Annotated in this window: 22 protein-coding genes; 16 read left to right on the top strand and 6 right to left on the bottom strand. The window is 44.4% G+C overall.

The features are described 5' to 3' along the window. Nucleotides 1-106: 106 nt before the first annotated feature. Both serC and EV146_RS01445 read right to left on the bottom strand, forming a co-directional pair. A complete protein-coding gene (gene serC / locus EV146_RS01450; protein ID WP_132001027.1) occupies nt 107-1,186 on the bottom strand; it encodes a 3-phosphoserine/phosphohydroxythreonine transaminase in 1,080 nt (359 codons plus the stop codon). 131 nt (nt 1,187-1,317) lie between these two features. Continuing rightward, nucleotides 1,318-1,737 carry an HIT family protein gene (locus tag EV146_RS01445; protein ID WP_132001467.1) on the bottom strand — a complete coding sequence of 140 codons (420 nt, stop codon included), beginning with the start codon at nt 1,735-1,737 and terminating at the stop codon, nt 1,318-1,320. A gap of 626 nt (nt 1,738-2,363) precedes the next feature. Between EV146_RS01445 and EV146_RS01440 the strand changes: the two genes are divergently transcribed. The 4 genes from EV146_RS01440 to EV146_RS01430 all read left to right on the top strand — a co-directional run bounded on the left by EV146_RS01440 (nt 2,364) and on the right by EV146_RS01430 (nt 5,543). Next, nucleotides 2,364-3,104 (top strand): ABC transporter ATP-binding protein, encoded by a 741-nt coding sequence (locus tag EV146_RS01440; protein ID WP_121609676.1) that lies wholly within the window; start codon nt 2,364-2,366, stop codon nt 3,102-3,104. After that, nucleotides 3,097-4,311, top strand: a complete 1,215-nt coding sequence (locus EV146_RS01435; RefSeq protein ID WP_132001025.1) for an ABC transporter permease — start codon at nt 3,097-3,099, stop codon at nt 4,309-4,311. Before EV146_RS01440 ends, EV146_RS01435 begins: the two co-directional genes overlap by 8 nt. Continuing rightward, nucleotides 4,308-4,478 carry a hypothetical protein gene (locus EV146_RS26720; protein WP_158286963.1) on the top strand — a complete coding sequence of 57 codons (171 nt, stop codon included), beginning with the start codon at nt 4,308-4,310 and terminating at the stop codon, nt 4,476-4,478. The genes EV146_RS01435 and EV146_RS26720 overlap by 4 nt, the downstream gene beginning before the upstream one ends. A 345-nt stretch (nt 4,479-4,823) precedes the next feature. Beyond that, a complete protein-coding gene (locus EV146_RS01430; RefSeq protein WP_121609673.1) occupies nt 4,824-5,543 on the top strand; it encodes an EcsC family protein in 720 nt (239 codons plus the stop codon). Between the two features lie 27 nt (nt 5,544-5,570). Here the strand turns inward: EV146_RS01430 and EV146_RS01425 are convergent, their stop codons facing one another. The 3 genes from EV146_RS01425 to EV146_RS01415 form a co-directional block, all read right to left on the bottom strand. Next, on the bottom strand, nt 5,571-6,743 hold the full coding sequence (locus tag EV146_RS01425) for a M20 family metallopeptidase (protein WP_132001023.1): 1,173 nt from the start codon (nt 6,741-6,743) through the stop codon (nt 5,571-5,573). A gap of 113 nt (nt 6,744-6,856) precedes the next feature. Further along, nucleotides 6,857-8,251, bottom strand: a complete 1,395-nt coding sequence (locus EV146_RS01420; protein WP_132001021.1) for a hypothetical protein — start codon at nt 8,249-8,251, stop codon at nt 6,857-6,859. A 168-nt stretch (nt 8,252-8,419) separates the two neighbouring features. Then, nucleotides 8,420-8,911 (bottom strand): antibiotic biosynthesis monooxygenase family protein, encoded by a 492-nt coding sequence (locus EV146_RS01415; protein WP_121613751.1) that lies wholly within the window; start codon nt 8,909-8,911, stop codon nt 8,420-8,422. A gap of 258 nt (nt 8,912-9,169) precedes the next feature. On the opposite strand from EV146_RS01415, the gene hemE reads away from it, so the two are divergent. Then, on the top strand, nt 9,170-10,216 hold the full coding sequence (gene hemE, locus EV146_RS01410; protein WP_121609671.1) for a uroporphyrinogen decarboxylase: 1,047 nt from the start codon (nt 9,170-9,172) through the stop codon (nt 10,214-10,216). A 74-nt stretch (nt 10,217-10,290) separates the two neighbouring features. Next, entirely contained in the window at nt 10,291-11,220 is a 930-nt protein-coding gene (gene hemH, locus EV146_RS01405) for a ferrochelatase (RefSeq protein ID WP_132001019.1), read from the top strand. 224 nt (nt 11,221-11,444) lie between these two features. On the opposite strand, the gene yhfH is transcribed toward hemH, so the two are convergent. Beyond that, a complete protein-coding gene (gene yhfH / locus EV146_RS01400; RefSeq protein ID WP_121609669.1) occupies nt 11,445-11,579 on the bottom strand; it encodes a protein YhfH in 135 nt (44 codons plus the stop codon). Between the two features lie 175 nt (nt 11,580-11,754). On the opposite strand from yhfH, the gene EV146_RS01395 reads away from it, so the two are divergent. The 10 genes from EV146_RS01395 to EV146_RS01350 all read left to right on the top strand — a co-directional run bounded on the left by EV146_RS01395 (nt 11,755) and on the right by EV146_RS01350 (nt 22,531). Next, nucleotides 11,755-12,489, top strand: coding sequence for an MBL fold metallo-hydrolase (locus EV146_RS01395; protein ID WP_121609668.1), 735 nt, complete (start codon nt 11,755-11,757; stop codon nt 12,487-12,489). Between the two features lie 15 nt (nt 12,490-12,504). Beyond that, nucleotides 12,505-13,494, top strand: a complete 990-nt coding sequence (locus tag EV146_RS01390) for a lipoate--protein ligase (protein WP_132001017.1) — start codon at nt 12,505-12,507, stop codon at nt 13,492-13,494. Nucleotides 13,495-13,649: 155 nt separating this feature from the next. Further along, nucleotides 13,650-15,200, top strand: a complete 1,551-nt coding sequence (locus EV146_RS01385) for a fatty acid--CoA ligase family protein (protein WP_121609666.1) — start codon at nt 13,650-13,652, stop codon at nt 15,198-15,200. Nucleotides 15,201-15,452: 252 nt separating this feature from the next. Beyond that, on the top strand, nt 15,453-16,454 hold the full coding sequence (locus EV146_RS01380; RefSeq protein WP_132001015.1) for an ABC transporter substrate-binding protein: 1,002 nt from the start codon (nt 15,453-15,455) through the stop codon (nt 16,452-16,454). A gap of 98 nt (nt 16,455-16,552) precedes the next feature. Further along, nucleotides 16,553-17,587 carry an ABC transporter permease gene (locus EV146_RS01375; protein WP_121609664.1) on the top strand — a complete coding sequence of 345 codons (1,035 nt, stop codon included), beginning with the start codon at nt 16,553-16,555 and terminating at the stop codon, nt 17,585-17,587. Continuing rightward, the gene (locus tag EV146_RS01370) at nt 17,562-18,356 is read left to right on the top strand and encodes an ABC transporter ATP-binding protein (RefSeq protein WP_121609663.1); all 795 of its coding nucleotides are present in this window, start codon (nt 17,562-17,564) and stop codon (nt 18,354-18,356) included. The genes EV146_RS01375 and EV146_RS01370 overlap by 26 nt, the downstream gene beginning before the upstream one ends. A 190-nt stretch (nt 18,357-18,546) precedes the next feature. Continuing rightward, nucleotides 18,547-19,335, top strand: a complete 789-nt coding sequence (locus EV146_RS01365; protein WP_132001013.1) for an ABC transporter ATP-binding protein — start codon at nt 18,547-18,549, stop codon at nt 19,333-19,335. Further along, the gene (locus EV146_RS01360) at nt 19,319-20,074 is read left to right on the top strand and encodes an ABC transporter permease (RefSeq protein ID WP_121609661.1); all 756 of its coding nucleotides are present in this window, start codon (nt 19,319-19,321) and stop codon (nt 20,072-20,074) included. Before EV146_RS01365 ends, EV146_RS01360 begins: the two co-directional genes overlap by 17 nt. 26 nt (nt 20,075-20,100) lie before the next feature. Further along, nucleotides 20,101-21,096 carry an aliphatic sulfonate ABC transporter substrate-binding protein gene (locus EV146_RS01355; protein WP_132001011.1) on the top strand — a complete coding sequence of 332 codons (996 nt, stop codon included), beginning with the start codon at nt 20,101-20,103 and terminating at the stop codon, nt 21,094-21,096. A 157-nt stretch (nt 21,097-21,253) separates the two neighbouring features. Continuing rightward, complete coding sequence (locus EV146_RS01350) at nt 21,254-22,531, top strand: M48 family metallopeptidase (RefSeq protein WP_132001009.1); 1,278 nt, start codon at nt 21,254-21,256, stop codon at nt 22,529-22,531. Nucleotides 22,532-23,085: the final 554 nt, after the last annotated feature.

Genomic DNA, 23,085 nt, shown 5'->3' with positions numbered 1-23,085 from the left:
TATTCTAGCTAACTTTTGCTTCTCCTGCAGTGCACTCTTTGCCTGCAGCGAAAAGCTTTATATCATTATAGCATAATTTTAACAAGGGTAAAGATGTAAAAGGCGATTATCTAGTCCTGAATTCCTTCATAAACTGTACCAATTTTTCCACGTGCTCAATCGGAACCGCGTTATAAATGGAAGCCCTGCATCCTCCAACAGAGCGATGGCCATTCAGTCCTGTAAAACCGCGTTCCTTTGCTTCAGCCAGGAAGGCATCAGTAGCTTCTTGGCTATTTAAAGTAAAGGTCACATTCATCAGGGAACGGCTGTCTTTTTCGGCATGTCCGTTGTAGAAGCCGCCGCTCTCATCAATCTCGTTATAAATGAGGGCTGCTTTTTCCCGGTTGATTTTTTCCAATGCTGCCGCTCCGCCAAGAGAATCGGCCCATTCAAGGACCAGCTTCAATAAATAAATCGCCAGCGTCGGCGGTGTGTTGTACAGGGAGCTGTTATTCGCATGAGTACGGTAGTCGAGCATCGTAGGCAGGGAATCTTTGGAACGTTCAAGCAAATCCTTCTTCACGATCACAACAGTGATTCCGGAAGGACCCAGATTTTTTTGTGCCCCTGCATAGATGAGTCCGAATTTGCTGACATCAATCGGCCTGCACAATATATCACTTGACATATCGGCGACTAGCGGAACTTCAAGGTTCTCAGGTGTAGAGTGCCACTGGGTCCCGAAAATGGTGTTGTTCGTAGTGATATGCAGATAGGCGGCATCCTTGGATGGCTGGATGCTGTCAAGACTAGGAATCGCTTTGTAATTGCCATCTTTTGTAGAAGCCGCGACTTCTGCATGGCCGATCTTTTTTGCCTCTTTCAGTGCTTTCTCTGACCAGGCTCCAGTCAGGACGTACTGGCCCGTTTTGCCTTCCTCGAGAAGGTTCATTGGAACCATTGTAAATTGAAGGCTCGCACCGCCTTGCAAAAACAGGACTTCATAATCGTCAGGGATATTCAAAAGCTTGCGCAGCAAACTGTTCGCCTGATTGTTGATTTCCTCAAAAGGCTTGCTGCGATGGCTCATTTCCATCACATTCATGCCCGTTCCATTGTAATTCATCCATTCCTTCTCTGCCTTTTTCAGCACTGCTTCTGGCAGTGCAGTAGGCCCTGCATTAAAATTAAAAGCGCGTTCCATGTTAATCCCTCCGGAGTGACTTTACTGTGTTGCAGTAAAGAATAAATTTTTAATCAATGCTATCAGATAATCGAAGAAATTTCTATTTTTTCTGAAAGAATTCATAAAAAAAACTTCTGCAGCTGCAGAAGTCAGATGTTTTTTTCAATGTCCGAAGCGATTTGTTTCAAATCGTCCGGAGAATACTCGTCACTGTGAGTCTTCCAGACAGCCCCAAAGCCGTCTCCCTTTCCATAGCGGGGAATCAGGTGCATGTGAAAGTGAAATACAGACTGGCCGGCATGCTCACCATTATTGTTTAAGGTATTTAAGCCAATCGGATCATAAGCCTTTTTGATGGCATTTGCGATTTTAGGCACTTCTTTAAATAGGTTCCCGGCAATCTCTTCGGTCAATTCATTTACATTTTCCTTATGTACTTTTGGGATGACAAGAGTATGTCCTTTTGTAACCTGGCTAATGTCCAAAAAAGCTAGCACATGCTCATTTTCATAAACTTTTGCCGCAGGGATCTCGCCGTTAACGATTTTGCAGAAAATGCAGTCCGACATCATAACCTTCCTTTCGTAAGTACGCTTTTTTGGTATTTTATCACAGTTATGAAATAAATATAAAGGATATAGCAGGGCAAAAAGACAGGAATGATTATAAAAAAAGACAGGATTCACAATGGAATCCTGTCCCTGAAGGGGAATTCTTGCTTCATAAATTGTGCCTTCATTTCATATGCCTTCTGCAGGTATGCCTTTGATAAACACCTCATTTTTAATGTGATGTGTCAAAAACCAGGACCTACGTTCAATCGGACCATCCCCTATCGTTATAATCGCTACAACGTATAATGCGGATGTACGTCTTCGGCAAACACCTCATTTGAAAGTGTTATTTTCTGAACGGTTAAGGTTATGCATTAAGTGTTCCCAATGCCACCATCCCCTTGAAGGTTTTTTGAAGCGTATTAAACATCGAATTATATGTCTTTGACAGACACCTCATTTCGACTGGTTAATTGTTTTCCCCTTCAAAAATTATGATGCCCGCATTTGGAGATTTTATGATTGCTTTTTTAAAATTAATTTTAAGCTGCAAAATGGCACAGGTAAGAAGTGAGTTTCTGTTTTTATCATGCCACTTTTGTTAAAATAAAGAAGAATTTATTATTGGAAGGACGTTGCCTATGCCTTTATTGGAAATAAAACATATTACGGGGGGCTACACTCGAAATCCGGTTCTGAAAGATGTCAGCTTTGAGGTAGGGGCAAATGAGATAGTGGGACTGATTGGGTTGAATGGCGCCGGCAAGAGTACGACCATTAAGCATATTATAGGGCTTATGGAGCCTCATAAGGGTGAAATCAGGATTAATGGAAAAACGGTCAATGAGGGCCGGGAAGCATACAGGAAGCAATTTACTTTTGTTCCGGAAACTCCGATTCTTTATGACGAATTAACGCTTGAGGAGCATTTGAAAATTACTGCTATGGCCTATGGAATAGAGGAAACGGTCTATAAGGAAAGGATTGAAAAGCTGCTGAAGGAATTCCGGATGGAAAAGAGGCTTAAGTGGTTTCCGGCCCACTTTTCTAAAGGAATGAAACAAAAAGTGATGATTATGTGTGCTTTCCTTGTCCAGCCATCCTTGTACATAGTCGATGAACCGTTTGTAGGTCTTGACCCTCTGGGGATTCAATCGCTGCTGGATTTAATGAATGGAATGAAGAACACAGGGGCAGGAATTTTAATGTCGACACATATTCTCGCTACGGCAGAGAGGTATTGCGACAGGTTCGTTATTCTCCATGAAGGAGCAGTGCGTGCGAAGGGCACCTTAACAGAGCTTCAGGAACAATTTGCGATGCCTGGGGCAACCTTGGACGACCTTTATATCCAGCTGACGAAGGAAGAAGATTATGTTTGATGCACAGATCCTGTGGAAAGAGCGGTTTGGATTATTCGTAAAAGAGACAGGCCGTTATCTCCGCTATATATTTAATGGCCATCTTGTTGTTGTGTTTTTGTTCTTGCTGGGGACAGCCGGGTACTATTATCAGGATTGGGTGAAGACATTATCCCCCGATTTCCCTGCAGCCATTATCATGGCAGTTGTGTTAGCCTTTGCACTGGCATACAGCCCCATACTTACTTTTCTCTCCGAGGCAGATAAAATCTTTTTGCTGCCGCTTGAGACCAAGCTTGGAGAATATTTTAAAAGGTCCATTATCTTTAGCTTATTACTCCAATCCTATCTGCTGCTGATTCTCCTGGCGCTTTTTATGCCGATGCACGTCAAAGTGACGGGAGGAAGTTTTCGATCGTTTTTTACTTACTTGATTGTTCTGATCCTCCTGAAAGGGATCAATCTTTTGATTCGCTGGGAAGTGCAGCGTTATATTGAACCATTGACACATACGGTCGATCTTGTCATCAGGTTTTGTATCAATGGTGTTGTTCTGTACCTGCTGTTTTCGGGAGCAAATTGGCTTTTACTTGGAGTTCCCGTCTTGATCCTCTTGCTTTTATACGGATTTTACAGGACACAGACGAAGGAAAAAGGCTTAAAGTGGGAGTATTTGATTGAACAGGAAGAGAAAAGGATGGGGGCCTTTTATCGGGTGGCCAACCTTTTTACGGATGTTCCCAAGCTCAGGGACCGTATAAAAAGGAGAAGGTGGCTCGATTTTATTCTCAACAGCTTTGTTTATAAACAAAACCATACCTTTTCGCACCTTTACACAAGGACGTTTTTCCGTGCCGGAGATTATTTTGGCCTTTTCATCCGCCTGACCCTTATCGGGGGGGCCGGGATTTATTTTCTCACCTATGGACCCGGACAGACTCTGCTTGCTCTTTTGTTTTTGTATCTTACAGGATTTCAGCTGCTGCCATTATGGAACCATCATCAAAACAAGCTGTGGATTGACCTTTATCCTGTTCCCTACAAATCAAAAGAACAGTCGTTTACAAACCTGCTCTCAGCCATCCTTATCCTCCAAAGCCTGTTGTTCGGACTTGTAGTCGGCGGGAAGCAGGACTGGGGCGGAGCCGCACTGACCGCTGGCGCGGGCGTACTTTTTGCTTTGTTTTTTGTTTATATTTACAGTAAAAAAAGAAGGCAGGCTCAGTGACACCATTGCAGGTGGATCAAGCTGAAATTTCGCCGCTACGAAGCAGGAAAAAGGCCCTCATAAGGTCGATGAAGACCAGGACCTCCGCAACGAAGCAGGAAAAAGGCCTTCATGAGGTCGATGAAGACCAAACCCACCGCAACGAAGCAGGGAAAAGGTCTTCATAAGGTCGATGAAGACCAGGACCACGCTAACGAAGCAGGAAAAAGGCCTTCATAAGGTTGATGAAGACCAAACCCACCGCAATGAAGCAGGAAAAAGGCCTTCATAAGGTTGATGAAGACCAAACCCACCGCAACGAAGCAGGAAAAAGGCCTTCATAAGGTCGATGAAGATGAAAACCGCAATAATGACTTATAATACTACACCTATGAATAAGAAATATTCTCTCTTCTTAAGACGGATGAACGATTGTCCCCCCTTTTCAGATCAACTAAAAATCTGAAAAGGGGTTTTTTTATGAAACGAAAAAACATGTATAATCGTATGTATTTCATACGGGGGTGTCAGTGATGAATGAGTATGAATTAAAAGTATTTGATGAAGTTGAGGAATGGCAAAGGAAAATGCAGAAACGCTCTAGCTTGATGGCAAGGGCGTCAAAGAAGCTTCAGACAAAGGTTAATGGGATGATTCCTGGGAAAGTTCATCAGATTATGACGGATAGTATTAAGAGTATGGTGAAAGCAACCTTGGCTGGTTCGAATCTTACTACCAAAAAATGGCAGGGCAGAGGGTTAAGTCTTTATGAGCAGGATCAGCTGCTGGAGAAAAAACTGGCATCCTACCGTAAGACAGCTGCAGTTGAAGGTGCCGGAACTGGAGCAGGAGGAATCTTTCTTGGCCTTGCTGATTTCCCGCTCCTATTATCAATAAAAATGAAGTTTCTCTTTGAAGCTGCATCCATTTACGGATATGATCCGGCTCAATATGAAGAAAGACTTTTTGTGCTTCACATTTTTCAATTAGCCTTTTCGAGTGATCAAAAACGTGCTGAGGTAATGGAAGTGATCACAAATTGGGACCAAAGAAAACAGAGTTTACTGGAGATGGATTGGCAGGATTTTCAACAGGAATACAGAGATTATATTGATCTTGTAAAAATGGCGCAGCTCCTGCCTGGCATCGGGGCGGTTGTAGGAGCCTATGCCAATTATAATCTCCTTGATCAGCTCGGGGAGACAGCCAGGAATGCTTATCGCCTCCGAATATTGAACACACCCCCTGCGTGAATGCAAGGGGTGTGTTTTGGCTGCTTCCTATTCCTGAAACTTCAAGGCAGCAGCTCCTAGCGTTTTTGCACTGATCAGCATTGCTTTTTCATCAAAATCAAATTTTGGATGGTGATGCGGATACGCTTCTGTTACTCCTTCCGGACGGGCTCCTGTAAAAAAGAAGGTCCCCTTGACATGCTGAAGGTAGTAGGCGAAATCCTCGCCGCCCATATCTGGCTCCTTCTCTTCAATTATTTTTACTTCTGGAACATGGGAGGCACATTCAATTAAAAATTCAGTTTCCGCTCCATGGTTGACAACAGCAGGATATCCTCGGAAATATGTATAGTCGTGTGTGCAGTCGTTTGAAAGGCAGGTTCCATTAATCACTTTTTCGAGTTCGGATTCAATAAAATCTCTTGTCTGCTCACTGAAAGTCCTGACTGTGCCTATTAACTTTGCTTTATCAGCGATGACGTTGAAGGCATTGTCTGCGATAAGCGAGCCGACCGATACTACAGCGGGGTCAATCGGGTTGACTCTTCTGCTCACAATTTGCTGCAGATTGATGACTAGCTGTGAAGCCGCAACAATCCCATCCTTCGTTTTATGAGGCTGGGCACCGTGGCCGCCCTTTCCTTGAATCGTTACTTCAAACCGGTCGGCTGCTGCCATGATCGGCCCTGTGCGATACTGGATTGTGCCTGTTTGTGTTGTTGCCCATAAGTGGGTTCCAAAGATGGCATCCACTCCTTCAAGGCATCCATCCTCAATCATGGCCTTTGCTCCCCCGGGAGCGTATTCTTCGGCATGCTGGTGAATGAGGACATAAGTCCCTTTGAGTGAAGCTTTCATTTCGTTCAGTGCTTTTCCAAGAACGAGGAGGGAAGCAGTGTGGCCGTCATGTCCGCACGCATGCATGACTCCGGGCGTCAAAGACTTATAGGGAACGTCTTTCTCGTCCTGAATCGGAAGTGCGTCAAAGTCTGCCCGGAGAGCGATTGTCTTTCCGGGTTTCTCTCCATGAATCTTTGCGACCACCCCATTTCCGCCGACATTCCCTCTGACATCTATTCCTAAATCCTCGTAAAACCTTTCAATATACTTTGCGGTCTGATATTCCTGAAAAGATAATTCAGGATGCTGGTGCAGATACCTGCGAATCTCGACCATGTCGTTATAAGAGTCATTAAGCTTGGAAAACAGCCTTTCCATCATAGTGAACTCCCCTTTCAGGATTGTTAAGACAATTTAGATAATTATAGCATCGAATGAAGGGGAACATAACATAAAAAGCCTGCCGGCACGCAGCAAGCTTTTTTCTCAGGGGACTAAATCAAGAACATGGCTGCGACCGTTGTTACCGCAAGCCCGATGGCAACGGGGGCAAGGTTTCTGCGTGCAAGCTCGAAAGGATCCACATTACAGATGGCTGCAGCAGGGATTAAAGCCCATGGGACAAGAGTGCCTCCACCAACCCAGATGCCAGCAATCTGTCCCAGGGCGGTGAGGGTATCTGATCCCGTACCGATTGCTGTGGAAAAGATTCCTGCTACGGAACCTGTAAGAGATATACCGGAAAAACCGGAACCATCCAGTCCTGTTATAGCTCCGACAGCCGTCAGGGTTACAGCGGCTATTTCTTTGCTCAGTGGAACAACTGAGGCCAGGGCCATCCCGAGGTCATTTACAATTCCATTAGATTCTGCCGGTAAATGCTCCCCGATGATTTTATAAAATCCAGAATCACCAAGATAAAAGAAAGCTGCAATTGGAATAACCGGGCCAAACACTTTAAAGCCAAACTGAAAGCCATCAACCAAATAGCTGGTTGTTTTCTCAAGCCCTTTTCCTTTATGCGCGGCAATGGCAATTAAAATCAGAATAAAAATAGATGTGCCGCCAATCAATGCAGTGGCATCACCGCCTTGCAGATCCATCCAGAACATGGCTGCGACATCTGCAGCGAATAAAAGGGGAATCAATAAGGCGAACAATTGCTTTTGTTTAGCCGATAGCAATTCAGATGAGGGAGCTGCTGTATTGAAGGCAGCGGAGGTATCGAATTCCTGGCTAAGCTTTCCGTTTTTCATGTCTCTTTTTAAGAAATAAAAGGCTGCAATGGTGGTGACGCTGCCCATAATAATGACGAGAGGGATGCTCGCTGCGATTACACTTCCTACTGGAATTCCTGCTGCATCAGCAGTCAGCTTGGGGGCTGCCTGGATAATGTAATCACCGGAAAGAGCGATTCCGTGGCCAAATAAATTCATTGCCATGGCTGCACCTAAGGCTGGCAGGCCGACCCTGATTGCAACCGGCAGCAATACTGCCCCCATTAAGGCAACGGCGGGTGACGGCCAAAAAAACCACGAGATCACCATCATCACAATGCCAATGACCCAATAGGCAAGCATCGGAGTCCGAATGAATTTAGCAAACGGGGAAATCATGACATCATTGATGCCTGTAACGGTTAAAGTCCTGCTCATGGCTACAATAATCGAAATGATGAGGATCGTTGGGAGAAGTTCAGTAATTGCGTAAATAAAACTATTGAAGATGGAACTGATGGAGGCACTTAAAGTGCCATTTGCCGTTATGGCAATTAAAAAGATGCCGATAATGCAGACAAGTGTGGTATCTCTTCTCATTACCATGAAGCCTATGATCAGCACAATAAATAACACATAAATCCAGTGGAGTGCTGTTAGTTCAATACCCATGCGGCCCGATCCTTTCATTCTGTAATTCCGTCAATAGGCAGCTGCCCTTTGCTGAGGTATTACAGAATATGATGCAATCCATAAGTTGCTACAAGGGTATATTCCTTTTACCAGAGAAAGCAATAAGTCTGCAAACAGGGAGGCTGCGGGCGCCTCCCCTTTGAAACCCTATTCTTCTTCGGCTATACTATACGTGGTAATATAGGGGGCCCCAGAAAAAATGTTTGATGGCTGGCCTTTTTCCTGGTGAGCTTCTTTGGAGGCATTGGAGAGCTGCCATTTATCAAAAGCTGACTTGGCCTCCCAAAGCGTCAGGATGACATAGGTATTTGAAGAAAGCGGCCGCAGGACACGGAGTGCAATAAATCCAGGTTCTTTCTCCACTTGCCCCGGACGGTTTGAAAAACGATATTCGAATAGCGGCCTGCCCTCGTCTGTAACCGGGATATTGTTCAGAACAGCATAGCCTGCATTTTCAAAGGTTCCAGTAGAGTCGATAACCTCGTATTTTCGGGGAGAAGCGAAAACGGTTTCTCCGCCGGTTTCATGGAGAAGGGCGGCAGAATCGTCATGACCCATCAAAACCATCTTTTCGCCTGGGTGTTTATCTTTTATCTTTTTTAAAAAATGCAATGTTCCTGTTGTGATGTATGCATTCATATTGATCACCTCATCTATTTTTTCCATTTTAATGCCTGTTGTGGAAGCAGCCTTCCAGCTTCCTTCATAAAATAGGTTTTTTTATGACTTTTAAGCTTCCTTACTACCCATTTCAAGGCTAAAAAGGATATAGTGTAAATAGCCGATACAGGTATATTGCTTATTGAGCAACCTTTTTTCAGGCAGTACCCTATATATTATATATTCCTTTTACACTACATAACTAAACAGATAGATAAGAAAGGTGGATTACCCCAAATGAGCAAAACATTTAATGATACATTCTTAAAAGCAGCCAGGGGGGAACGAACAGATTACGTGCCCGTATGGTATATGAGACAGGCAGGCCGTTCCCAGCCGGAATACAGGGAGATCAAGGAAAAGTATTCTTTATTCGAAATCACACATCAGCCAGAGCTTTGCGCATATGTGACAAGGCTGCCTGTGGAACAATACAATGTTGACGCTGCCATTCTTTACAAAGATATTATGACACCACTGCCGGCTATTGGTGTTGATGTTGAAATTAAATCAGGAATTGGACCTGTTATCTCAAACCCGATCCGGACTCTTGCCGATGTCGAAAAGCTTGGGGAAATCCATCCTGAAGAGGATGTTCCCTATGTGCTTGATACAATAAAACTTCTTACCAGGGAACAGCTTTCAGTGCCATTGATTGGATTTTCAGGCGCTCCATTCACACTGGCCAGCTATATGATCGAAGGCGGGCCATCCAAAAACTATAATAAAACCAAAGCCTTTATGTATGCAGAGCCTAAAGCCTGGTTTGCTCTAATGGATAAGCTTGCTGAAGTTACCATAACCTATGTGAAATCACAAATTAAGGCTGGAGCAAAAGCTATCCAGATTTTTGATTCCTGGGTAGGTGCTTTAAATGTCCAGGATTACCGCCATTATATCAAGCCTGTCATGGAACGGATCTTTTCTTCACTTAAAGAGGAAAACGTGCCGTTAATCATGTTTGGTGTAGGCGCCTCGCATCTTGCCAGGGAATGGCATGACCTCCCTCTCGATGTGGTTGGGCTCGATTGGCGGCTTCAAATTAAGGAAGCGCGTGAAATGGGCATCCATAAAACGGTTCAGGGCAACCTTGATCCGGCCATCCTGCTGGCTCCCTGGGAGGTAATTGAAGAGAGGGCAAAAGCCATTCTTGACCAGGGCATGGAACAGCCGGGATATATCTTTAACCTAGGTCATGGTGTGTTCCCTTCCGTTAATCCGGAAACGCTAAAAAGGCTGACAAGCTTCATCCATGAATACTCGGCTCAAAAATTTAACCGTTAAGATATACAAAGGATTAACGTGCCAGACTGAATCGCAATATTTTTAAAAGATGCAGAATTAAAGGGGTGCAAGTAATGACTAGAAAAAAAATGGGGCTGCTTGTAATGGCATATGGAACCCCCTATAAAGAAGAAGATATAGAAAGGTATTATACTCATATCCGTCATGGAAGGAGACCTTCCGACGAGTTGCTTGAGGACCTTAAAAACAGGTATGAAGCAATTGGAGGCATATCTCCTCTTGCTGAAATCACCAGGAAACAGGCTGAAAAACTAGAAGAGGCTTTGAATGGTCTCCAGGATCAATATGAGTTCAAGATGTACCTGGGACTTAAGCATATTGAGCCTTTTGTCGAGGATGCTGTAAAGCAAATGCATGAGGATGGGATCGAGGAGGCTGTAAGCATTGTCCTTGCCCCGCATTTCTCCACCTTCAGTGTTAAGTCCTATAATGGACGTGCCAAGGCGGAGGCTGAAAAACTGGGAGGTCCATCCATCATCTCTGTTGAAAGCTGGTATGACGAGCCGAAATTTATCCAATATTGGATTGATCGTGTAAAGGAAACCTTTGACTCCATGCCTTCCGATGAAAAGGAGAATTCAGTTCTGATTGTTTCGGCGCACAGTCTTCCAGAAAAGATCCTTCAGTCCGGGGATCCTTATCCAGATCAGCTGAAGAAAACCGCCGAGCTTATTGCTGAAGGGGCGGGTGTGAAGAACTGCGAAATCGGCTGGCAGAGCGCCGGGAATACTCCAGAGCCATGGCTCGGTCCTGATGTCCAGGACCTGACCAGGGACTTGTTTGAGAAGCATGGCTATAAAGCTTTCGTTTACGTTCCTGCTGGATTTGTTGCCGAACATCTCGAGGTCCTTTATGACAATGATTATGAATGCAAGGTTGTTACCGAAGAGATCGGGGCAAGCTATTACAGGCCTGAAATGCCTAATGCACAGCCGCAATTCATTGATGCATTGGCAGAGGTTATTTTAAAAAAGCTTTTTTAATTTAAAATAATTAACTTAACAAGTGTAAAAAACTCCTTCTGTATGTAGAAGGAGTTTTTTACGCAGTAGTGCGGGCGGAAATGTTGTCCAGAGGGGAATAAACGGTGGGTGGCAAGCAGAGGGACAGCTGCGATTTATGGGTAAAATAAAGCCAGCCGTTTAGACAATCGGCTGGCTTATACATCCTAAAGAAATGATGATGGCAATTCTTCTGTTCTATTAAACTAATATTTTGCGGGGTCCAGACAATTGTCACACTTGCTGCCATAACATTCGTGCTGTTCACTGATTGATTCGCCACATTCTGTACACTTTTTTGCAGGCAAGTTTCGGAAAAATTCAACGACATTTTTAAGCATGCTGTAAACCCTCCAGTTTATTAGTGTGGTGATACAGTTATTAAGTTGTTTTGATTGTATTATAACAGAAGTGCAGGTGTCAACAATTGTTTTACAACAAATCAGTACAAAATGAAAAAATGGGTAAAATGAAGTATAGTTTAAATATGAACAATAAATTTAGGAGGTATTGGAAATGAAGCTGACTGTGATCGGATGCTGGGGCGGCTACCCAAAAAAAAATGAAGCCAGCACCGGGTACTTGCTTGAACACGAGGGATTCAAGCTTTTAATTGACTGTGGGAGCGGCGTACTCTCCAAAATGCAGAATTTCGTACAGCCAGAACAATTGGATGCAGTCGTGCTTTCCCACTATCACCCTGATCATAATGCCGATATAGGCGTACTGTATCATGCCCGCCTTATTCAAGGCTTTCTGGGTACAAAGCCTCCGGAACTCCCAATCTATGGTCATAATCTTAATCAGCAGGAATTTGCCAAGCTGACTCATAAAAAGATCACAAAGGGGATTGCCTATGATCCTGACAGCACGCTGGAGGCTGGCCCGTTTAAGATTACCTTCCTTCCTTCTGTTCATCCTGTTCCTTGTTTTGCAATGAGGATCGAAGCAGCAGGCAAAGTGCTTGTTTATACGGCCGACACTTCCTTTAAAGAAGAATTCATCCCTTTTACAAGGAAGGCAGACCTGCTTCTGTGCGAATGCAACTTTTACGGGAATCAAAGCGGCAAAGGGGCAGGTCATATGAACAGTTACGATGCAGGAAACCTTGCAGCAAAGGCAGAGGTAAAAGAGCTGATATTAACTCACTTGCCGCATTATGGCAGACTGGAGCAGCTGGTGGAGGAAGCTACGGAAAAATTCAGCGGCCCTATCCGGCTTGCAAAAGAAGGAATGACCATTACCCTTTAAGAAGGAGACAGTTACATGCTATTTATTGATAATAAAGGGATTACCGATCCCCGGATTAACCTTGCTATAGAAGAATATGCAGTTAAGAACCTGGATATAAATGAAACTTACTTATTGTTTTATATAAATGAGCCATCGATTATCATTGGCAAAAACCAGAATACAATCGAGGAAATCAATACGGACTATGTCGAGAAAAATGGGATACATATTGTCAGGAGACTTTCAGGGGGAGGGGCAGTTTACCACGACCTCGGCAACCTGAATTTCAGTTTTATTACAAAGGATGATGGCGACAGTTTCCATAACTTTAGGAAATTTACCGAGCCTGTCGTCCAGGCCTTAAAAAAAATCGGGGTAAATGCTGAACTCAGCGGCAGGAATGATCTAATCGTCGAAGGCCGAAAAATATCAGGAAATGCTCAATTCTCTACCAGAGGCAGAATGTTCAGCCACGGCACGTTAATGTTCAATTCAGAAATTGAGAATGTTGTTTCTGCCCTTAAGGTAAAAAAGGACAAAATTGAATCCAAAGGAATAAAGTCGATTCGGAGCCGGGTAGCCAATATTTCTGAATTCCTCCAGGAAAAAATGTCTGTCGAGGAATTTAGAAGCCTGCTCCTTAAAAACATTTTCTCTGACAGTAATGAAATACCCGAGTATGAATTGACAGACAGCGACTGGGAAAAAATCAGAGAACTGTCAAAGGAACGCTACCAGAACTGGGACTGGAACTATGAAAGGTCCCCAAAATTCAATCTGCAGCATTCCCATCGTTTCCCTGTAGGCCAGATTGATGTCCGGCTTGAAGTAAATAAAGGGCGGATTGAGAACTGCAAAATTTATGGAGACTTTTTTGGTGTGGGCGATGTTGGGGAGATAGAGGAAAATCTTACAGGAGTTAAATATGAGCGGGCAAGCCTGGAGAGCGCCCTGGAGAATATAAACATCCAACATTATTTTGGAAATGTTTCAAAAGAGGAATTTTTAAATCTGATTTATTAAAAAGAAACTCGCCCGATGCTGAGAAGCATGGGGCGAGTTGTTTTTACAGGAAAATAACAGCATAAAGTTCTTGCAGTACTAAATTTCTTTCAATATAATATATTTAGAAAATTTCCAATTATCAAGGGGGTTTTCGTGAAAAGGGGGATGGGGGAATGAATTTATCGAGTCGGCTTCGGGACACAGCAGCCAGGATTGGAGAAAAGCCAGCCTATTTCTTTATGGGAGAATCAAGCACCTATGCTGAGCTTGATGCGGCTGTAACCAGATTCGCATCGGGGCTTGAGCAGCTAGGAGTGAAAAAAGGGGACCATATTGCGTTATTGCTCGGAAATACACCTCAATTTGTCATCAGCCTTTATGGAGCACTTCGGCTGGGTGCAACAGTCATTCCAGTCAATCCGGTTTACACGGCAGATGAAATCGGCTATATCCTTCATAATGGCGACGTTAAAACGGTGGTCGGCCTTGATTTAATGATACCCTTGGCCGAAAAGATGCATGAACGTCTTCCAAAGGTGGAAAATTACATCGTTTGTGAAACAGGTGGAGATAGGGAACCGGATCGGTCAACACTTTCTATCAGCCCAAAAATGAAAACGTTTACAGATTTATTGGCACAGGGTTCCCAAGACTTCCAGGGACCAGAACTTGAAGAGGATGATGTTGCTGTCATCCTGTATACATCAGGCACCACAGGAAAACCAAAGGGGGCCATGCTGACTCATGGCAACCTTTACAGCAATGCGAATGACGTGAGCGATTACTTAAAAATTAACGAAGATGACCGTTTCATTACGACTCTGCCAATGTTTCATGTGTTCTGCCTTACGGTGGCACTCAATGCACCGCTCATAAGCGGCGGAACCCTGCTGATTGTCCCAAGGTTCAGCCCGGGCGAAATATTTGCCATTGCCAAGGAGCATAAGGCTACAGTGTTTGCGGGCGTCCCGACCATGTACAACTTTTTGCTGCAATACCATGAAGGAAAAGCCGAAGATCTCGAAACCTTGCGCTTATGTATTTCCGGAGGTGCTTCCATGCCAGTTGCCCTCCTTGAAAACTTTGAACGAAAATTTAACGTGGTTATATCGGAAGGTTACGGATTATCAGAAGCCTCTCCAGTTACCTGTTTCAATCCCCTGGACCGTCCGCGCAAAACGGGCTCTATTGGAAGGTCCATTGTTAACGTCCAAAATAAAGTGGTCAACGAGCTTGGGGAGGAAGTACCAGAAGGACAAGTAGGGGAATTGATTGTTAAGGGACCGAATGTAATGAAAGGCTATTATAAAATGCCGGAAGAAACAGCAGCTACTATTAAGGATGGCTGGCTCTACACGGGTGACCTTGCCCGGAAAGATGAGGATGGCTATTTTTATATCGTTGACCGCAAGAAAGATATCATTCTAGTTGGCGGATATAATGTTTATCCGCGTGAAGTTGAAGAAGTGCTCTACAATCATGAGGAGGTCGTTGAAGTAGCAGTCCTTGGCGTGCCTGACCCTAATTTCGGGGAAGCGGTCCGGAGCTTCGTTGTCAGCAAGAACCCTCAGCTTACGGAGAGCGAGCTGCTTGAATACTGCAGCGAGCATCTCGCCAAGTACAAAATTCCGGACAGGATTGAGTTCCTGGATGAGCTTCCAAAGAACACAACTGGAAAGATTTTACGGAGAGCATTGAAAAAGCAAGTACTTCAATCCAATTAAAAGCGAGATTAATAGAAAGTTAAAAGCGTCACTATTAAACAAGAGTCCCGTGGAATGCCGGTACCACCCATATACGATGCAAGAAAAGGACAGGCATCATCTTCCTGCCTTTTTTGGCATTTTTCCTGCTATTTTAATTTTCTAAAATTATTGAAAATTGCTTGATAATTAGTTTAGAATAATATTATAATTTAACAAATGAAAGCATAAAAGCGACAAAGCAAGAGTAGATAATAAACAGGGGGAAATACAATGCTAAAACGATTCAGGACAATGGCAGCGGCAGGTATTGCCGGCGCAATGCTGCTTGCCGGCTGTGGGAGCCAAGAGTCTTCCGGGGAGAAGACTTCGGATGAAAAGAAAAATAATGAAACTTTTAAGGTTGGAGTAACGCAGATCGCAGAGCACCCTTCGCTGGATGCAGCATTCGAGGGCTTCAAAAAAGCGCTGGAGGAAAAGGGGCTCGACGTTGAATATGATGTTCAAAACGCGCAGGGTGACCAAAACAACAATGCGTCGATCGCAAGTAACTTTGAGGGTGATGGTGTAGACCTTATTTTCGGGAATTCCACACCAAGTGCCCTGAGTGCATTAAATGCAACGAAAGATATTCCGATTGTCTTTACATCCGTTACGGATCCTGTCGGCAGCGGACTTGTTAAATCCATGGAAAATACGGAAGGGAATGTAACCGGAACAACCGACACTCACCCGGATGCGATTCCAAATACCGTGAAATTTATGGCAGACCATTTTGATGGCAAGAAGGTTGGGTTGATTTATAACTCTGGCGAGCAGAATTCCATAGCACAGATTGAACTTGTCAAGGAAGCAGGGAAGGGAACTGATCTGAAATTTGTTGAAGCAACGGTTTCCACTACTGCTGAAGTAAAACAGGCTGCCGAATCTCTGGTGGGCAAAGTCGATATGTTCTATATCATCACGGACAACACGGTGGTTTCAGGCCTGGAATCCGTCATCATGGTTGCCAATGATAATGATCTTCCACTCTTTGTCGGCGAACTTGATTCAGTTGCAAAAGGCGGATTTGCTGCCTACGGGTTTGATTATGAAGACATCGGCTACGAGGCTGGCGTCATGGCGGCACAAATATTGAACGGGGAGAAAAAGCCGTCAGAGCTGCCTGTCCAATATCCACAAAAACTGAAGCTTGTAATCAATAAAAAAGCAGCAGAAGAAATGGGAGTTGAAATCAATAAAGAGTGGGATAGCCTGGCTGAATATTTAGAATAAGCAGGAAGCCCGCAGGCCTTGTCCGCCACATACAGCTACAGCCAGGTTGAACTTTTCGTCCCGGACGGGCTGCAGGCTTTATAGAAAGGAAGTGCATGATGCCTACCGCTATTTTTGGATCGCTTGAGGCTGGAGCGCTTTTTGCGCTCATGGCTTTAGGTGTGTATTTGTCTTTTAGAATTCTTGATTTTCCGGATCTTACGGTGGACGGAAGCTTTGTTACCGGCGGTGCAGTAGCTGCAATTATGATTGTGAACGGCTATAATCCTTTTCTTGCTACAGGAGCAGCTATAATTGCCGGTTTTCTTGCCGGGTGCATAACGGGGGTCCTCCATACAAAAGGAAAGATTAATCCCCTTTTATCAGGAATCCTGATGATGATCGCCCTTTATTCCATAAACCTGAGGATCATGGGGAAATCCAATGTCCCGCTGCTCGCGGAAGAAACAGTTGTTACCAAGCTGACGGACTTTTGGAAGCAGCTGGGCTTCGATGACGGAATTCAGGGAGTTCTCTCTGCAGTCGGCATCAGCGGTTTTGTTCCAAAAACCTGGGGCATTCTGTTTTTTATGATCATCCTTGCGTTTATTGTTAAAGTGCTTATGGATTGGTTCTTAAAAACAGATATGGGCCTGGCTTTAAGGTCGACAGGCGATAATGAAACAATGGTAAGGAGCTTCTCTGTCGATACTGATTTCTATAAAATCCTGGGTCTTGGCCTTTCAAATGCGCTGGTTGCTTTATCCGGGGCACTTATTGCCCAGTACAATGGATTCAGTGATGTAGGGATGGGAATCGGCATGATCGTAATTGGCCTTGCTTCCGTCATTATCGGTGAGGCAGTGTTCGGGGCAAAAAACATTGTCAGAGCAACTGCCGCAGTCATTGGGGGAGCGATCCTCTACAGAATTATTGTAACGATGGCTCTAAGAGTTGAGTTCCTTGAAACGGGAGACATGAAACTGATTACCGCACTAATTGTTGTCGGTGCCCTGATCTTGCCGAAGATGATGGATCGTCAAAAAGAAAGGCAGCGGAAACGGAAACGGTTAAAAACAATGCTGGAGAAGAACAAACAGTCTGGCACAGGTGAGAGGGGGCAGAGCCTTGCTGCAGTTGAGTCAGATTTATAAGGTATTTAATGAAGGAACAGCGGACGAAAAGGTTGCGATTAATGAAATCAGCCTCCAGCTGGATCCAGGCGATTTCGTAACGGTCATCGGGAGCAACGGCGCCGGAAAGTCCTCCTTGATGAGTGTGATTTCTGGCAAATTGACCCCTGATATAGGAAAGGTCGTAATTAACGGGAATGATGTGACAAATATGTCCGAGCACAAGCGTGCATCTTTTATCGGACGTGTTTTTCAGGATCCAATGGCTGGAACAGCTCCTTCCATGACCATTGAGGAGAATCTGGCGATTGCCTATTCGAGGATGCGGAAGCGAGGACTGAGCCTGGGTGTGAGCCGCAAAAGACGTGAATTATTCAGGGAAAAGCTTGAAACGCTTCATCTTGGTCTTGAAAACCGCCTTCAGGCAAAGGCCGGCCTGCTGTCTGGAGGAGAACGACAGGCCTTGTCCCTGTTGATGGCGACATTTACTGAACCAAAGATACTTTTGCTGGATGAGCATACCGCTGCGCTTGATCCGTCAAGAGCCGAGCTGATTACACAGCTGACGAAAGAGATTGTCAGCGAGTATAAGCTGACGACCCTGATGGTCACGCATAATATGCAGCAAGCTCTTGAACTCGGGAACCGTTTGATCATGATGGACAGAGGCCAGGTGATATTCGAGGCCAAGCCGGAACAGAAAAAAGAATTGACCGTTGACAAGCTTCTGAATGAATTCCAGAGGATTCGCGGCGAGAAAATGAACAGTGACCGTGCAGTTTTAATCTAGATGAACACATGGGACTCCCCATGTGTTTTTTTCTGTCATTTAGAACATAAAAAGGAATCCTCTGTTTATCAGTATGCTATTTTAGAGATATAGAGATTGAAATATTGACAAGCCAGTTGAATACAGTATAATTGTGCTTATGTATATTCCGAGTAAACTAATGAGTTTTATTAGGATGAGGAGATTAAGGATGTTTATTACTATAAATCAGGTCCAAAAACAATATTCAGATAAAAATAACCAGCCGGTTGATATCTTGAAAGATATCAATTTAACCGTCCAGAAGGGGGAGTTTGTCTCCATCCTTGGCCCTTCCGGCTGCGGGAAGTCCACGCTCCTTTCCATTGTTGCCGGGCTTACGAAAGCAACCAGCGGAGAAATCCTTGTCAACAATATCAAGATAACAAAACCCGGGAAAGACAGAGGGATGGTATTTCAGCAGGCTGCCCTGTTCCCCTGGCTGAATGTGATGGAGAATGTCACCTTTCCATTAAAAAAGGAGATGTCCAAAAAGCAGGCCGAAGAGCAGGCGAAAAAACACCTGCAGATGGTCCAGCTAGGAAACTATACCGGCCATTATCCTCACGAGCTATCGGGAGGAATGCAGCAGAGGGTTGCGATAGCCAGGGCGCTGGCGATGAATCCTGATACCCTTTTAATGGATGAGCCATTTGGGGCACTGGATGAGCAGACCCGGGCACGGCTTCATGGGCAGCTTGAAAATATCTGGACTGAAACGAAGAAAACGATACTGTTCGTTACCCACAGCATCTCCGAATCTATTAAGCTTTCTGACAGGATTGTGGTGATGGGGACAAAACCAGGTACAATCATTCAGGATATAAAAGTTGATTTGCCGCGTCCGCGTGAAAAGTATAAAAAGGAAATGCTAGAAATTGAAGACCATATCATGGGTTATTTAAAAAGAGAAATCGATAAAGTTGTAAGTGAGGAACTGTCCAATGCAGCCAGCAGTTAAACGAATTATATTTTTTGCCGCAATTATTGCTTTTTGGGAAATTGGTTCTCGTTTGGAGCTTTGGATGCCAATCATTCTTCCTTCGCCTACGATGGTGTGGGATGCACTGGTTACAGGATTTGAAGATAAAACTTTGATTTATGACCTGGCCGCAAGCTTTAAAAGGCTGGCAATCGGCCTTGGGATTTCCCTTGTCATCGGGATGGGCCTTGGCGTATTACTGGCTAAATCAAAAACGGCTGACGAAACTCTTGGTACGGTCATTCTGGCCTTGCAGAGTGTACCGAGCATCGTATGGCTGCCGCTGGCTATTATGTGGTTTGGGATGAATGAAAAAGCTGTAATCTTCGTCGTAGTCCTGGGTGGTGCATTTGTCATGACACTCAATGTTCGAGTCGGGATTAAAAACGTATCACCTCTATACATTAAGGCTGCGCAGACGATGGGAGCTAGAGGCTGGGATTTGTTTGCAAGGGTTATTTTTCCGGCATCGATCCCTTACATGGTGACGGGGGCAAGGCTTGCGTGGGCTTTTGCCTGGCGGGCGCTTATGGCCGGTGAACTGCTAAGCACCGGTCCGGGACTTGGCTATACACTTCGTTATGCTTCTGATTTCGGTAATATGAGTCTAGTGATTGGTGTTATGATTATCATCGGTGTTATAGGATCTATTGTTGATCAATTGATATTCCAGCGTGTTGAGAAATCAGTGCTTCAGCGCTGGGGCCTGGAATCTTAAGAAAATAGAAAATGGAGGCACTTTAAATGAAAAAGGCATTACTTACAGCCGCAATGGCATTAACGTTTGCTGGTCTTCTGGCTGGATGCGGTTCAGAGGACGCAGGGAAAGATAAAAGTGAAGACAAAGTGGTTATCGGGTATTTCCCCAACATTAATCATGTACCGGCAATGGTGGCAAAAGAGAAGGGATTATTCGAAAAAGAGCTTGGCGATGGAACAAAAGTGGAGTACAAGACATTCGCTGAAGGCGGTTCTTTTATGACAGCGCTGAAGACGGGAGAGATTGATGCCGGTCTAGTTGGGCCTGGTCCTGCCATGAATAACTATTCTACAGGCGCGGATGTCCAAATCATTGCAGGTGCGTCCACTGGAGGCACGGTGGTGCTTGCAAGGAAAGGCAGCGGGATCGAATCCGTCGAGGACTTTGCCGGCAAGACTTTCATTACTCCCGGGGTAGGCTGCACGCATGACGTTCAGTATGAAACCTTCCTAGAGGAAGCTGGGATCACTTCAGAGCGGATTGGCGGTACAATGAAACATTTAACAGGAAATCCAGCTCAGTATTCAGCAATGCTCAAGGCTGGTAAAATAGATATTGCCGTTGCTCCTGAACCATGGGCGGCGGTTATCGAAAAGGAAACGGACGCTCAAGTCGTCATCGGATGGGACGAAGTAAGCTTCGGAGAGACCCTTCCTGCCTCTGTAATGGTTGCCTCAGGGGAAATGACAAAGGAAAATCCGGAGAAAATCCAAAAAATCATTGATGCCCATAAAGAATCAATTGAATTTATCAATGAAAATCCAGAAGAAGCAAAAGAGATTACAATCAAAGATATTAAGGCGACTACGAAACAGGATCTTGATAAAGAAGTTGTCGACCTGGCTTGGGAACGCATTGGCTTTACCTATGAAGTTGACCAAGACGCCATCCAGGCTTTCTCTGACTCTTCCTATGCTTTAAAATTCCTGAAAGATAAGCCGGATTTCACTGCCTTGATCGATAAGAATTTCATCAATTAAAGTATTAAGAGCATCGGGAGACTAATTTCCCGATGCTCTTTTTGTTTAGGTGGGAACATTGCCATTTTAAAACAAAGAAAAGCCTTAAAACTTGTTCTATTTTACCCTTGTATGACTAAACTAGTTATGTAGGGTTGTACACAAAGGGGGAATTACTATGGCAAGAAAAATGGGTTTTTACGCAGTGCTTGCCTATGTGCTTTACGGATTTCTTGTATACTGGTACCTTTTTTATCTAGCGGATACAAGTCTGCCGTTTGAATATCAGGGTTCAAAAGCGGACCCGGCAACATTTATGGATGGAAGAGAATTGATGCTGAGTGAGGAATACTCCAAGGTACGCAATTTGTTATTTTTCCTTTCTGCTCCATTGGAGTGGCTGATTTATTTCTTGATTCTGCTGACGGGACTATCCAAAGCCTTTAAGAAATGGGGAAAAGATACCACAAAGAATAAGTATGGCCGAGTAGCCATTTATGTAATCTGGCTGTCATTCTTTTCTTATTTGGCTACATTCCCGCTCAGCTATATCAGCTATAATCTGTCAAGGACGTATAATATCTCCACTCAGACCTTTGCTTCCTGGATGAAGGATGAACTCATCGATTTCTGGATTAATTATGGAATGATGTTGGTGATCGTTGCAGTCCTTTACTTGCTGATAAAGAAAAGCAGACGATTCTGGTGGATGTTTGCCTGGCTCCTTTCTATCCCTTTTACTTTGTTTATTATGTTTGTGCAGCCAATTTTAATCGATCCGCTCTATAATGATTTTTATCCGTTAAAGGATAAAGAGCTGGAAACAAAAATTTTAGAGCTCGCAAGCAGAGCCGAGATTCCATCCGAGCATGTTTTTGAAGTGAACATGGCAGAAAAAACCAATTCCCTGAACGCATATGTGACGGGGATCGGCTCCAATTCAAGGATCGTCCTTTGGGACACTACTCTCAATCGTTTGAACGATGATCAGATTTTATTCATTATGGCGCATGAAATGGCCCACTATGTTGAAAAACATCTTTATATTGGCATTGCCGGATATCTGCTTTTGTCTCTGGTGGGTCTTTATCTGACTGCCAGGCTGATGAACTGGCTGATATCCCGATGGGGGAACGAATTTAAGATTAAAGACCCAGGCGACCTTGCTTCATTGCCTTTATTCCTGATGATTTTATCCATGCTTGCTTTCGCTTCAAGTCCGCTGTCGAACTTTGTTTCCCGCTATCAGGAGGCAAGGGCAGACCGATACGCAATTGAAATGACAGATAACCCGGAGGCGGCAATCACCTCTTTTCAGGAGCTGTCAAAGGCTGGGTTGAGCCAGGTAAATCCTCCGCTGCTTGTGAAAATATTCAGGTACGGCCATCCAACAATGCTTGAGCGGATTTCGAGGCTGGAGGAATACGAAGTGCAAAAGAGGAATAACGATAGCTAACAAGGTGCCCCATGTTATATGGGGCATTTTGTGTTGAGGAGGGAAACTTGTGCTGTTTCTTAAGATGAACATCTTGCGTGCCAGATAAGAGGGATTCGAGGAAGTCTGGTAACGCAAAGGGAAGATGCGTGCCCGAAGCAGGAGGAAAAGGGAGAAGGTGGTAAAGCAAAGGGAGCAGGTCGAGAGTTCTATTCTAAAATGCCTTTGAATTCTAGATACCATGTATAAGAATCTATCATCTATTAAACGCAGATTTCCTATTATCAGAGGTCTTTGGCAATTTATCCCTCTTATGTACCCGGTAGCGTCAATCCTCATGGAAAAGGTAAAGTAGAACCCGACTACATGCCCCAAACCGTCAATGTACCAAGGAAAGGGAACATAGAGCGCGTCTACATGCCCCAAACCGTCAATCGTACCAAGGAAAGGGAACATAGAGCGCGTCTACATGCCCAAAACCGTTAATCCCACTAAGGAAAGGGAACATAGAGCGCGTCTACATGCCCAAAACCGTTAATCCCACTAAGGAAAGGGAACATAGAGCGCGTCTACAG

It is taken from the genome of Mesobacillus foraminis (assembly GCF_004340465.1).
Taxonomy (GTDB): domain Bacteria; phylum Bacillota; class Bacilli; order Bacillales; family Cytobacillaceae; genus Mesobacillus_B; species Mesobacillus_B foraminis.
The sequence above is the reverse complement of the archived record's forward strand: the minus strand, read 5'-3'. Positions and strand labels throughout refer to the sequence as shown.